Annotated in this window: 11 protein-coding genes; 4 read left to right on the top strand and 7 right to left on the bottom strand. The window is 69.3% G+C overall.

What is annotated here, in order from left to right; genetic code table 11:
- Positions 1-26: 26 nt before the first annotated feature.
- Positions 27-419, bottom strand: coding sequence for a hypothetical protein (locus tag OG408_RS26755; RefSeq protein ID WP_326674597.1), 393 nt, complete (start codon positions 417-419; stop codon positions 27-29).
- Between the two features lie 234 nt (positions 420-653).
- Here OG408_RS26755 and OG408_RS26750 point away from each other — a divergent pair, with 234 nt between their 5' ends.
- A complete protein-coding gene (locus OG408_RS26750; protein WP_266782714.1) occupies positions 654-1,622 on the top strand; it encodes a diacylglycerol/lipid kinase family protein in 969 nt (322 codons plus the stop codon).
- A gap of 320 nt (positions 1,623-1,942) precedes the next feature.
- Positions 1,943-2,200, top strand: coding sequence for a WhiB family transcriptional regulator (locus OG408_RS26745; RefSeq protein ID WP_003953983.1), 258 nt, complete (start codon positions 1,943-1,945; stop codon positions 2,198-2,200).
- 179 nt (positions 2,201-2,379) lie between these two features.
- Here the strand turns inward: OG408_RS26745 and OG408_RS26740 are convergent, their stop codons facing one another.
- Together OG408_RS26740 and OG408_RS26735 are read right to left on the bottom strand one after the other, a co-directional pair.
- Positions 2,380-3,846 carry a sensor histidine kinase gene (locus OG408_RS26740; protein WP_266786430.1) on the bottom strand — a complete coding sequence of 489 codons (1,467 nt, stop codon included), beginning with the start codon at positions 3,844-3,846 and terminating at the stop codon, positions 2,380-2,382.
- 361 nt (positions 3,847-4,207) lie between these two features.
- On the bottom strand, positions 4,208-5,278 hold the full coding sequence (locus OG408_RS26735) for an SIS domain-containing protein (RefSeq protein ID WP_326672368.1): 1,071 nt from the start codon (positions 5,276-5,278) through the stop codon (positions 4,208-4,210).
- 220 nt (positions 5,279-5,498) lie between these two features.
- On the opposite strand from OG408_RS26735, the gene nagB reads away from it, so the two are divergent.
- Entirely contained in the window at positions 5,499-6,284 is a 786-nt protein-coding gene (gene nagB / locus OG408_RS26730; RefSeq protein ID WP_326674596.1) for a glucosamine-6-phosphate deaminase, read from the top strand.
- A 221-nt stretch (positions 6,285-6,505) separates the two neighbouring features.
- On the opposite strand, the gene OG408_RS26725 is transcribed toward nagB, so the two are convergent.
- The 4 genes from OG408_RS26725 to OG408_RS26710 form a co-directional block, all read right to left on the bottom strand.
- The gene (locus OG408_RS26725; RefSeq protein WP_326672366.1) at positions 6,506-8,041 is read right to left on the bottom strand and encodes a glycoside hydrolase family 3 protein; all 1,536 of its coding nucleotides are present in this window, start codon (positions 8,039-8,041) and stop codon (positions 6,506-6,508) included.
- 8 nt (positions 8,042-8,049) lie between these two features.
- Entirely contained in the window at positions 8,050-8,880 is an 831-nt protein-coding gene (locus tag OG408_RS26720) for a carbohydrate ABC transporter permease (protein WP_266782708.1), read from the bottom strand.
- Positions 8,877-9,869, bottom strand: a complete 993-nt coding sequence (locus OG408_RS26715) for a carbohydrate ABC transporter permease (RefSeq protein ID WP_326672364.1) — start codon at positions 9,867-9,869, stop codon at positions 8,877-8,879. Before OG408_RS26715 ends, OG408_RS26720 begins: the two co-directional genes overlap by 4 nt.
- Before the next feature lie 98 nt (positions 9,870-9,967).
- Positions 9,968-11,251: an extracellular solute-binding protein gene (locus OG408_RS26710; protein ID WP_266782704.1), complete on the bottom strand. Its 1,284-nt coding sequence runs from the start codon at positions 11,249-11,251 to the stop codon at positions 9,968-9,970.
- 281 nt (positions 11,252-11,532) lie between these two features.
- On the opposite strand from OG408_RS26710, the gene OG408_RS26705 reads away from it, so the two are divergent.
- Positions 11,533-12,303 carry a GntR family transcriptional regulator gene (locus OG408_RS26705; protein ID WP_266786426.1) on the top strand — a complete coding sequence of 257 codons (771 nt, stop codon included), beginning with the start codon at positions 11,533-11,535 and terminating at the stop codon, positions 12,301-12,303.
- The last annotated feature ends 117 nt before the right edge of the window (positions 12,304-12,420 follow it).

The following is a 12,420-nucleotide window of genomic DNA, read 5'->3' as shown; positions in this document are numbered from 1 at the left end:
GGAGGAGTGGTGAGGACCCGGCGGGCTCAGGCCTCGGTGTCCGCGTCGGGCGACGTCGTGCCCGGCCTGCGGATGCCGAGGGCCTCGATGGTCGCCGGCCTGGCCAGCTGGTAGAGCGCGGTCAGGGACACCACCGCGAGGACGATCCCGGCCGGGATCAGCGCGCCGTGGGACCGCAGCAGCGTCCAGGCGACCGGCAGCGCGATGATCTGGGTGATGAGCGCCGGTCCGCGGCTCCAGCTGCGCCGCAGCAGCAGGCCGCGGGCGGCGAACAGCGGGATCAGGCCGAGCGCGATCACCGTCAGACCGCCCATCTCCGCCTGCGTCGGGCTGTCGGGGCGGCCGAGCAGCCCCATGACCAGCATGTAGACACCGCCGATGACGAGGGCCGCAGCTTCGAGGGCGTTGAGTCCGGCCACGAGCGTGATCCTGGCCGGCTTCGGCGGTTCGGCCGAGGGCATCGACGAGGGCGCGTTCTGCTGAGTACTCACCCTTGCAGGTTGGCATCCCCGGCACCCGAAAGCGAAGCCGGGGTCGGAACACCGTCGGACCGCCCCCGCCGGGGCGCCGTATCGCGCCCGCCCCGTCACTCACCGTGAGGGTCACCGGGCAGGACTTCAGGCCGATACCTCGCGGTAGGTAGTCTGGCGGTCATGCGCGCACTTCTTGTGGTCAATCCAGCTGCCACCACCACCAGCGCGCGGACCCGTGACGTGCTCATTCACGCACTGGCCAGCGAGATGAAGATCGAGGCCGTCACCACGGAGTACCGCGGACACGCCCGCGACCTGGGACGACGGGCGGCCGACAGCGACGACATCGATCTCGTGGTGGCGCTCGGCGGCGACGGCACGGTCAACGAGGTCGTGAACGGGCTGCTCCACCGCGGCCCCGACATCGACAACCTGCCGAAACTCGCCGTGGTGCCCGGCGGCTCCACCAACGTCTTCGCGCGCGCCCTCGGCCTGCCCAATGACGCGGTGGAGGCGACCGGCGCCATTCTGGACGCGCTGGCCAACCGCACGGAGCGCACCGTGGGCCTCGGCCTGGCGGCCGGCACCCCCGGCACGGAGGACGAATCCGTCCCGGAGCGCTGGTTCACCTTCTGTGCCGGACTGGGATTCGACGCCGGAGTGATCGGCCGGGTCGAACAGCGGCGCGAGCGCGGCAAGCGGTCGACCCATGCCCTGTACGTACGCCAGGTGCTCCGCCAGTTCCTGGAGGAACCGCACCGGCGGCACGGCACGATCACGCTGGAGGTGCCGGGCCAGGACCCGGTCACCGATCTCGCGCTGTCCATAATCTGCAACACCGCCCCCTGGACCTATCTGGGGAACCGGCCGATGTACGCCTCCCCGAAGGCGTCGTTCGACACCGCCCTGGACGTCCTCGGCCTGCAACGACTGTCGACCGCGGCCGTCACCCGGTATGCCACCCAGCTGCTCACTTCGAGCCCGGAAAAGGGTCCACACGGCAAGCACGCGGTTTCACTGCATGACCTCACGGACTTCACCTTGCATTCAAAGGCTCCACTGCCCTTCCAGATGGACGGTGACCACCTGGGGCTGCGTACGAGTGTGACGTTCACAGGCGTACGCCGTGCACTGCGTGTGATTGTGTGAGCGGAAGGGACCAAAGTCCTTTAACTCGAACGTTTGGACTGGCTTCCACCCTCTAGAAGTACGGCTGTGACCTAGCCGACACCGAGGAATCAAAAAAAACTTTCCGGAAGGGGTTGTATCCGTCGCCGAGGTTTGCGAATCTCTACATGGCGATCGGGACGGCCCGCAACAACGGCCTCCACTGAAAGCCAGAACCCCTCCTCACCGCACAGGACCACAACCAGTTCATCTGGGCGTCGGCCCGACTCGTACGGGGGGATTCGTGAAAGCGTTCACATTCACAAGCAACAGGTACGTAATACCAAGGAGAGGTAGCAGCCATGGACTGGCGTCACAACGCCGTTTGTCGTGAGGAAGACCCGGAGCTGTTCTTCCCCATCGGCAACACCGGTCCTGCGCTGCTGCAGATCGAGGAAGCCAAGGCCGTCTGCCGTCGCTGCCCCGTCATGGAGCAGTGCCTGCAGTGGGCGCTCGAGTCCGGCCAGGACTCCGGCGTCTGGGGTGGCCTCAGCGAGGACGAGCGCCGCGCAATGAAGCGCCGCGCCGCTCGCAACCGGGCGCGTAACGCCAGCGCCTGACCGACGCCACCGCTACGAACCTCAGCCAGGCGGCGCGTACAGAGCGTACGCATCACCCCGCCCCCCGAGTCGCAGCGCGCAGTACCCCCGAAGCGCATGCTTGACCAGAGAGCCCGGACCGTTCACCCACGGTCCGGGCTCTCTGCTGTGCGGACGTGCTACTTGGCCGCGCCCTCGTGCTACTTGTCGGCGCTGACCGGGATGTCGAGGACGACCTGCGTACCGCGCTCGGGTGCGGGCACCATGCCGAACGTCCCGCTCAACTCGCCCTCCACCAGCGTCCGCACGATCTGGAGCCCCAGATTGCCGGCGCGCTGCGGGTCGAATCCCTCGGGCAGACCGCAGCCGTCGTCCTGAACGGTGATCAGGAGCCGGCCCTCGGTGGGCGAGCCGCCCCGCACCGCGGAGACCTCGACCGTTCCGGACTCGGCGACCGAGAAGGCGTGTTCCAGGGCGTTCTGCAGGACCTCGGTGAGGACCATCGCCAGCGGGGTGGCCACCTCGGCGTCGAGGATGCCGAAGCGCCCCGTCCGGCGGCAGGTGACCTTGCCCGGTGAGATCTCGGCGACCATCGCGATCACCCGGTCGGCGATCTCGTCGAACTCCACCCGCTCGTCCAGATTCTGGGACAGCGTCTCATGGACGATGGCGATCGAACCGACGCGCCGCACCGCCTCGTTGAGCGCCTCGCGGCCCTGCGGGGAGTCCATCCGGCGGGCCTGGAGGCGCAACAGGGCTGCCACCGTCTGGAGGTTGTTCTTCACCCGGTGGTGGATCTCCCGGATGGTGGCGTCCTTGGTGATCAACTCGCGCTCCCGGCGGCGCAGTTCCGTGACGTCACGCAGCAGGACCAGCGAGCCGATGCGGACGCCCTTGGGCTTCAGCGGGATCGCCCGGAGCTGGATCACCCCGCCCGCGCACTCCACCTCGAACTCACGGGGGGCGTAGCCGCTGGCGAGTTTGACGAGTGCCTCGTCCACCGGGCCGCGGGAGGGCGCCAGTTCCGCGGTGATCCCGCCGAGGTGCTGTCCGACCAGGTCGGACGCGAGGCCGAGGCGGTGGTACGCGGAGAGGCCGTTGGGGCTGGCGTACTGGACGACGCCGTCCGCGTCGAGCCGGACCAGCCCGTCGCCGACCCGGGGCGAGGCGTCCATGTCGACCTGCTGGCCGGGGAACGGGAAGGACCCGGCGGCGATCATCTGGGCCAGGTCGGAGGCCGACTGGAGGTAGGTCAGCTCCAGCCGGGACGGGGTGCGGACGGTGAGGAGGTTGGTGTTGCGGGCGATCACCCCCAGCACGCGGCCCTCCCTGCGTACGGGGATCGACTCGACCCGTACGGGCACCTCCTCGCGCCACTCCGGGTCGCCCTCGCGCACGATCCGGCCCTCGTCCAGCGCCGCGTCCAGCAGCGGCCGGCGGCCGCGCGGGACCAAGTGGCCGACCATGTCGTCCTGGTAGGAGGTGGGGCCGGTGTTGGGCCGCATCTGGGCGACGGACACATAACGGGTGCCGTCCCGGGTGGGGACCCAGAGCACGAGGTCGGCGAAGGAGAGGTCGGAGAGCAGCTGCCACTCCGAGACCAGCAGATGGAGCCACTCGAGGTCGGTGTCACTCAGGGCGGTGTGCTGGCGGACGAGGTCGTTCATGGAGGGCACGTGTGCGAGCGTACCTGTGGAGGTGCACAGGTTCCGAACCGGAAGGCCCGTCCGTACGTGCTGGAAGAGGGGCCGGAAATAGCCGCGTCCCACGGATGGACAGGGGCGAATGGTCTAGTCCACAATGCAGGAGAAGAACCTCCGCTCTCCCCGCACAGGAGAGCGGACGAGGTACCCGCGCTCTCTGCCCTGACTGCGCAGGTGCCTCTCCCCGGCCGGGGGCACCGCACACCGCCGGCCGAGCCGATCGCCCTTCGGGGGCGGTCCTACTCCGGGCTGCGGTGCTGGTCGGGCTGAGGGTCCCGGCCCGGCGCCGCGGCCCGCGGGTGTTCCCGGGCCCGGTTCCGGCGGGTCAGCGGGTCTCGGTGACCTTCGCGAGCGCGCGCGGCGCGTCCGGGTCCTGACCGCGGGCGATCGTCACCTCGTAGGCCAGCATCTGCAGCGGCAGGATCTCCAGGATCGGCTGCACCTCCTCGGCGACCCCCGCCATCGGCAGCACGAAGCCCGCGGAGGCCGCTTCCACCTGGGCCTTCGGGCCGACCACGAAGAGGTCGGCGCCCCGGCCGCGCAGCCGGTCGAGCACGGGCTGGAGGGCCTCGCCGCCCCGGCCGTCGGTGACCACGGCGATCACCGGGGAGATGTTGTCGACCATGGCGAGCGGGCCGTGCAGCAGATCCGCGCCGGAGTAGGACAGAGCCGGGATGTAGCTGGTCTCCATGAGCTTCAGGGCGGCCTCCTTGGCGGTCGGATAGCCGTAGCCGCGCGAGGTGATGACCATGCGCTCGGCGAAGCGGTAGCGCGAGGCCAGGGCCTTCACCTCGTCCTTGCGGGCCAGGATCGCCTCGGCGAGTTCCGGCAGGATCGCCGCCGCCGAACCGTCGCCGCCGCGCAGGCCCTCCACGAAGAGGTACAGGGACAGCAGGGAGGCGGTGTACGTCTTGGTGGCCGGCAGGGCCTTCTCCGGGCCCGCCAGGATGTCGATGTGGTACTCGGAGACCGCGGCCAGCGGCGAGTCCGGGCTGTTGGTCACCGCCAGCGTGACGGCGCCGGCCTCCCGGGCCGCCTTCGTCGACGCCACCAGGTCGGGGGAGCCGCCGGACTGGCTCACGGTGATGACCAGGACGTCCCTCAGGTCAGGCCTCGCGCCGTACGCGGTGGTCGTGGACATCGACGCCAGGCCGCAGGGCATGCCGAGCGTGATCTCCAGCAGGTACTTCGCGTAGAGCGCGGCGTTGTCCGAGGTGCCGCGGGCGGTGAGCAGGACGAAGCGGGGCTTCCTGGCCGCGATCTCGGCGGCCACCGCCCGGATGGCGGGCGCGCCGCGGTCCAGGATGCGGCGGAGCATCCCGGGCTGCTCGGCCATCTCGCCGGACATGATCCGGCCCGGCTGCTCGCCCTCGTCGGCCGGGTACGTGGCGGACATGTCTGGTGCCTCCCGGGGGGTGTCGCGATGCGTCGGTCAAGTCGAACACGGGGCACCGCGGGCCCGCCAGCGGACGGCCCGCCGCGGCGGCGCACCGGAAGGTCCCCCGCTGTTCGCCCGACAGGGCCGGGGGAGCCGTGTCCGGGGGCGTGCGGTCTGCTAGATTAGGACTTTGATTGGTCTATACCACATGTCTTCACTCCAGATCGGCAGGCCCCGCGTGGAAGTTGTCATCGTCCCGGACGCCAAGGCAGGCGGCGAACTGATCGCGGGGGCCATCGGCGCCCTGCTCAGCCGTAAGCCCGACGCCCTTCTCGGCGTTGCCACCGGCTCGACCCCGCTGCCCATCTACCAGGCGCTGGCGGAGAAGGTTCGCTCCGGCGCGGTGAACGCGTCGCGCGCCCGCATCTGCCAGCTCGACGAGTACGTGGGGCTGCCGGTGGGCCACCCGGAGTCGTACCGCTCCGTGGTGCTGCGCGAGGTCGTCGAACCGCTCGGCCTCTCCGAGGCGTCCTTCATGGGCCCCGACGGCTCCGCCGAGGACGTCCAGGCCGCATGCGAGGCGTACGACAAGGCGCTCGCCGAGGCCGGCGGGGTGGACCTCCAGCTGCTCGGCATCGGCACCGACGGGCACATCGGCTTCAACGAGCCGTGCTCCTCGCTCGCCTCCCGCACCCGGATCAAGACGCTCACCGAGCAGACCCGGGTCGACAACGCGCGCTTCTTCGACGACGACATCGAGCAGGTGCCGCACCACGTCATCACCCAGGGCATCGGCACGATCCTGGAGTCGCGCCACCCGATCCTGCTCGCGACGGGCGAGGGCAAGGCGGACGCCGTGGCGCAGACGGTGGAGGGCCCGGTCGCCTCGATCGTGCCCGCGTCGGCGCTCCAGCTGCACCCGCACGCGACGATCGTGGTCGACGAGGCGGCGGCGTCGAAGCTGAAGCTGGCGGAGTACTTCCGCGCCACGTATGCGGCGAAGCCGCTGTGGCAGGGCATTTAGTCGCTGTCCGTACGCGGGAGGGCCGGGGCACCGTGTGGTGTCCCGGCCCTCTTGCGCGCGGTGCGTCCCGCTGGACGCCTTGTCCTCAGTCGCCGGACGGGCTTGATTTTGCGGGCGCCGCCCACCGGTGCGAGGTCCGTCCTCAATCGCCGGACGGGCTTGAGTGTGCCTGGGCGGGATTGAGTTTGCCCCGGTGGGATTGGCTTGGTGGCGCCGGTGCGTCAGTTCGCCGTGATTACTTCTGCCGCTGCCAGGCCGCAGACTCTTGCCGCGCCGTGCGTGGCGATGTGGAAGTCGCCCCGGGGGGCGGCCTGGGGGACGCCCATCTCGACCACGATCGTGTCCGGGCGCTCCGCCAGGACCGCGTCCAGGGCCTCGGTCATCCACGGGTGGCGGTGCGCGTCGCGGACGACCGCGACGATGCGCCGCTCCCCCGCGGCCCGCAGCACGCCGGCCCCGGGCGCCTCGGTCTCGCCGCTGTACGTGCCGGTCTCGGTGCCCGGCAGCAGCCGGGTCAGCTCGGCGGCGACACCCCACGGGGTCTCCTCGCCGACCGCGATGTTCGCGACCGGGGTGAACGCGGCGACGTAGGCGGGCCCGGTGAGCGGCGCGGCCGTGCCGGTCACCTTCACCGCGCGGCGGGCGGCGACCAGGCCGACGTCGGCACCGATGCCCTGGCTGTGTCCGGTGCCGGGCGCGGTCCCCTCCTGCACTGCCGCGCCCGGCTCCGAGACAGCCCCCCTGGCCCGCCGCGTCCAGGACGCGAGGGACCGTACCCGGGCGGCGGCGTCGGCGAGCCGCTCCTCGGGCAGTTCGCCGGACCGGACCGCCGCGACCAGCGCGTCGCGCAGTCGCAGGACCGTGCTGTCGTCGTCGAGACCGCCGCCGACGCAGAGCGCGTCGGCGCCCGCCGCGATCGCGAGGACCGAGCCGCGCTCGATCCCGTACGTCGAGGCGATGGCCTGCATCTCCACGGCGTCGGTGACGATCAGGCCGTCGTAACCCAGTTCCTCGCGCAGCAGACCGGTCAGGATCTGCGGGCTCAGGGTGGCCGGGCGGTGCGGATCGAGCGCGGGCAGCAGGATATGCGCGCTCATCACTGATTTGGAACCCGCTGCGATGGCCGCCCGGAAAGGCACCAGTTCACGGGCGTGCAGGGTCTCCAGGTCCACGTCGATGCGCGGCAGCGCGTGGTGCGAGTCGACCGCGGTGTCGCCGTGGCCCGGGAAGTGCTTGGTGCAGGCGGCGACGCCGGCGGCCTGGAGGCCCTCGATGTACGCGGCGGTGTGCCGGGCGACCAGGTGGGGGTCGGCGCCGAAGGACCGTACGCCGATGACCGGGTTGCCGGGGTTGGAGTTGACGTCCGCGGAGGGCGCCCAGTTGAGGTTGACGCCGCAGGCGGCAAGCCGGCGGCCCAGCTCCTGGGCGACGTCGCGGGTCAGCTCGGTGTCGTCGACGGAGCCGAGCGCCAGGTTGCCGGGGAAGGAGGAGCCGTGGCGCACCTCCAGCCGGGTGACGTCACCGCCCTCCTCGTCGATCGCGACGAGCACGTCGTCGCGTTCGGCCCGGAGCTGGGCGGTGAGCGCGGCGAGCTGTCCGGGCGTCTGGATGTTGCGGCCGAACAGGCCGACGGAGGAGAGGCCTTCGCCGATCCGGCGCAGCAGCCAGTCCGGTGCGGTGGTGCCGGTGAACCCCGGCTGCAGGACGGCGAGGGCGTCGCGGGTGACGGTGTCCGTGGTGGATACGAGGGTGGTCATGAGGTGCGTTATCCCTTCACGGCGCCGTCGGTGAGACCGCTGACGGCCTTACGCTGCAGGAAGACGAAGAGGATCAGGATCGGGATCGCGAAGATCGAGGCCGCCGCCATGGTGGCGCCCCAGTCGTCGCCGAACTGGCTCTGGAACTGGGAGAGCCACAGCGGCAGCGTCTTGGACTCGGGGTCCTTGTTGAGGATGAGGACGAGCGGGAACTCGTTCCACGCGGTGATGAAGCCGAAGAGCGAGGTCGCCATCAGACCGGGGGCGAGCAGCGGCAGGATCACCTTGATGAACGCCTGCGGGCGGCTGCATCCGTCGACCATGGCGGACTCCTCCAGCTCCTTGGGCACGGCGGCGACGTAGCCGCGCAGCGTCAGGATGGTGAAGGGCAGCACCATGACCATGTAGAAGAGGGTCAGCGGGACCAGGCTGTTGAGCATGTCCGCGTCGCGGACCAGCATGTAGATCGCGATGACCATGACTTCCCACGGGGCCATCTGCGCGATCATGAAGACCAGGATCATGCTCTTGCGGCCCTTGAACCGCATGCGCGCCAGGGCGAACGACGCGAAGAGCGCGATGATCAGCGAGAAGACGACCGCGAGGATCGTGACGGTCAGCGAGTTCCTGACCAGCGTGAGGAAGTCGGGCGCGTGGTACGCCGTCTTGAAGTGTTCGAACGTGACGTCGGTCGGGAACCAGACCGGCGTCTCGGTGATGATGTCACCGGTCGGCTTGAACGCCGTGCTGAACATCCAGTAGACGGGGAAGACGAAGGCGGCGAAGAGGAAGATCGCCGTTGCGTTGGGCCAGATGCGGCCGAGCAGTGAGCGCTTCACAGCTCGTCCTCCTCTTGCTTGAGAACGATGCGGAGGTAGTACGAGGTCAGCCCCAGCATGATCAGGATGGTGAGCAGCGAGATGGCGGCGCCCATGCCGTAGTGCTGGTTTCCGACCCCTTCGACGAAGGCGTAGATCGGCAGGGTCTCGGTGAGGCGGTTGGGGCCGCCCTCGTTGATCGTGAAGAGCTGCGGGAACGCCTTGAACACCCAGATGACCTCGAGGAAGGTCGTGGCGTAGAGGAAGGGCCGCATGAACGGGAACGTCACCTGGGTGAAGCTCTTCCAGACGCCGGCCCCGTCGAGCGCGGCGGCTTCGTACAGTTCCTTGGGGATCGTCGTGGTGGCGGCGTAGAGGTTGATCGCCACGAAGGGGATCGACTGCCAGACGATCAGCAGGGTGACCACGAAGAAGGTGGAGAGCTGCGAGCCGGTCCAGTTGTACTCGGCCATGGAGTGGAAGCCGATTTTGTCGAGCACGTAGTTCACGACGCCGAACCGGGAGGCGAAGAGCCACTGGTAGACGGTGGACGCGGCGACGACGGGCATGGCCCAGGCGAGCACGAGGCCGAGCAGCAGCGTGAGCCGCATCCTCTTGCCGAGGCGGGCGAGCAGCAGTCCGATCAGCGTGCCGAGCAGCATGATCAGCGCGACGTTGACGCAGGTGAAGACGATGGTGCGGACGGTGACGCGCCAGAAGTCCTCACCGCCGAGGATCTCCTGGTAGTTCTTGAACCCGTTCCATTCGGTGACGTGCTGGATCAGCTGTCCCATGTTGAGGTTCTGGAACGACAGCATGCCGTTCTTCACCAGGGGATAGCCGAGGAGGATCGCCGTCACGGCGAGAGCGGGGAGGAGCAGCAGATAGGCCACGGCCCCCGCGCCCGGCTTCCGCTTGCGCCCCGCGCGCGGTCCGGCGGGTGGCTGCCCGCCGTGCCCCCGGCCTGCGGCTGTCTTAGCCACGTCCGACGGATTGGTCTCTACTGCCATGCTCGTCATCACTTCCAACAGAGCCCTACAGGAACGGTGCGTACAGCCGGGGCGGCGGGTGGATGCCCGCCGCCCCGGAGTGTGTCGCGCTGCTGCTACTACTGCTGCTGGCTGAGGCGCTTGTTGAGCTCGCCCTCGACCTGCTTGGCGGCGTCTGCGGACGACTTACCCTGCAGGACCAGTGTCATGTAGGTCTTGATCGGGTTCGGGGGGTTCTCGACGGGCGCCCATTCCGGGATCAGCGGCGTCGTGCCACCGGACTTGGCGGCGGCGGGACCGGCGGCCTCGGCGGCGGGCTGGCCCACCGCGAACTTCTGCATGGCGTCGGACTTCGGGGTCCAGCCGGCCTCCTTGACGAGAGCGCCGTCGTTCGCCTCGCTGAGGGCGATCCGCAGGAACTCCTTGGCGAGGTCCTGCTTCTTGCTGCCCGCGGCGACCGCGAAGTTGGAGCCACCGAGGAAGACGCCCTCGGGCTTGTCGGCGGTCTCACCGGGGATGGTGAAGAAGCCGATGTCCTTCTCCAGCTTCGGGTTGGCCTTGATGGCCGTGCCGGCCTCGTAACCCATCGCGATGATCGCGCCGGTCTTGCCCTTGGCGAAGACCTCGGCCTGCTGCGGGGTGGCCTCGTCCTTGTCCTTGGGGGCCTTGGAGTAGGACTGGTACTGCTTGTAGACGTCCATGGCCTCGGCGACCTTCGGGTCGGCCAGGTTGGAGACGTACTTGTCGCCTTCCTTCTTGACCGGCTCGACACCCTTGCCGACGAGCAGACCGTCGAAGAAGTACCAGTTCTGGCCGGGCAGGTAGATCGGCTCGGCGTCGCCCTTCTTCTTGATGGCGTCGAAGGCCTTGAAGAGGTCCGCGCGGGTCTTCGGCGTCTCGGTGATACCGGCGTCCTTGAAGACCTTCTTGTTGTACATGACGACGCGGTTGCCGAAGTACCACGGCAGGGCGTACTGCTTGCCCTCGAAGACGGAGGGGGCGTTGACCGAGTCGGGCCAGGCGCCGCCGATCTCCTTCTTCACGTCCGCGAGTTCGGCGAGGCCGCCGGTCTTGGCGTACGCCGGAGTCTGGGTGTTACCGATCTCCAGCACGTCGGGCGGGTTGGACTCGGAGAGGGCAGTGGTGACCTTCTGCTGAATGCCGTTCCATTCCTGGACTTCGATCTTCAGCTTGGCCTTGGTCTTCTTCTCGAACTCCTCGGTGACCGTCTTGGTCCAACCGGGCGGGTTCGAGCCGGACATCGTCCAGACCGTCAGGGTCTGGCCCGCGTATCCTTCCGCACCGGCCTTCTTGCCGTCGCCGCTGTCGTCGTCAGAACCACAGGCCGCCATGCCGAAAACCATGCCCGCGACGCCGATCGCCGCGATGAGCTTGCGCTTCACGCCACCCTCCTCAGGGATGCTGCAACCCCCGCCCACCGCGCGAAGAACGTCGACGAGTACTGCTGGGGCTGGAACCTGGTCTTTAATGGTTTAGACCAGTACCGGGAGCTTGGCCTAGACCTTTAGGGGTGTCAAGGGTGTATAAGAAGTGCACTCGCGTCCGTTATAGGACCGACACCTGAGGGAGGGCGACGAGCCGTGACCGGACCGTGCCACCATGTGAGCCGCGACAGACGGAGGAGCCGGTGACGGCAGCAACGCAGCAGTCGGGAAGGCGGGCCATGGGTGCCGACGGGGGCAGTGCGGAGAACGAGACGGGCGCGGGCGCGGGCACGCGCACCGCGCGCGTCCCGAAGTACTACCGGCTGAAGCGACATCTCCTCGACATGACGGACACGATGCCGCCCGGCACCCCCGTCCCCCCGGAACGGACCCTGGCCGCCGAGTTCGACACCTCGCGCACCACCGTGCGCCAGGCGCTCCAGGAGCTGGTCGTCGAGGGCCGGTTGGAGCGCATCCAGGGCAAGGGCACCTTCGTCGCCAAGCCGAAGGTCTCGCAGGCCCTGCAGCTCACCTCGTACACCGAGGACATGCGCGCCCAGGGACTGGAACCGACGTCCCAGCTCCTGGACATCGGCTATGTGACGGCCGATGACACGCTCGCCGGACTGCTCGACATCAGCGCGGGCGGGCGGGTGCTGCGGATCGAGCGGCTGCGGCTGGCGAGCGGCGAGCCGATGGCGATCGAGACCACGCACCTGTCGGCCAAGCGCTTTCCCGCGCTGCGGCGGTCCCTGGTGAAGTACACCTCCCTCTACACGGCCCTGGCCGAGGTGTACGACGTGCGGCTGGCCGAGGCCGAGGAGACCATCGAGACCTCCCTCGCCACCCCGCGCGAGGCCGGACTGCTCGGCACGGACGTGGGCCTGCCGATGCTGATGCTGTCCCGGCACTCGCTGGACGGACAGGGCGAGCCGGTCGAGTGGGTGCGCTCGGTCTACCGCGGCGACCGCTACAAGTTCGTGGCCCGCCTGAAGCGGCCGCTGGACTGATCCGGCCACGCCGGCCGGACGCCCGGACAGCCCCCGTGGGAGCCTTCCCACGGGGGCTGTCCGCTGTCCCGAGCACCCGGAATCCGGCATTGGCCTGGACCAACCGCCCGACGTTTG

The sequence above is a fragment of the Streptomyces sp. NBC_01257 genome (assembly GCF_035917255.1).
Taxonomy (GTDB): Bacteria; Actinomycetota; Actinomycetes; order Streptomycetales; family Streptomycetaceae; genus Streptomyces.
Note: the sequence above shows the minus strand (reverse complement) of the source record. Positions and strands in the feature narration are given on the sequence as shown.

What these genes read in the sequence shown, in the direction of transcription:
- OG408_RS26735 (WP_326672368.1), bottom strand. Translation starts at nt 5,278, where the DNA reads ATGTCCGCCACGTACCCGGCCGACGAGGGCGAGCAGCCGGGCCGGATC.
- OG408_RS26750 (WP_266782714.1), top strand. Translation starts at nt 654, where the DNA reads ATGCGCGCACTTCTTGTGGTCAATCCAGCTGCCACCACCACCAGCGCG.
- OG408_RS26740 (WP_266786430.1), bottom strand. Translation starts at nt 3,846, where the DNA reads ATGAACGACCTCGTCCGCCAGCACACCGCCCTGAGTGACACCGACCTC.
- OG408_RS26705 (WP_266786426.1), top strand. Translation starts at nt 11,533, where the DNA reads ATGGGTGCCGACGGGGGCAGTGCGGAGAACGAGACGGGCGCGGGCGCG.
- OG408_RS26715 (WP_326672364.1), bottom strand. Translation starts at nt 9,869, where the DNA reads ATGGCAGTAGAGACCAATCCGTCGGACGTGGCTAAGACAGCCGCAGGC.
- OG408_RS26745 (WP_003953983.1), top strand. Translation starts at nt 1,943, where the DNA reads ATGGACTGGCGTCACAACGCCGTTTGTCGTGAGGAAGACCCGGAGCTG.
- OG408_RS26725 (WP_326672366.1), bottom strand. Translation starts at nt 8,041, where the DNA reads ATGACCACCCTCGTATCCACCACGGACACCGTCACCCGCGACGCCCTC.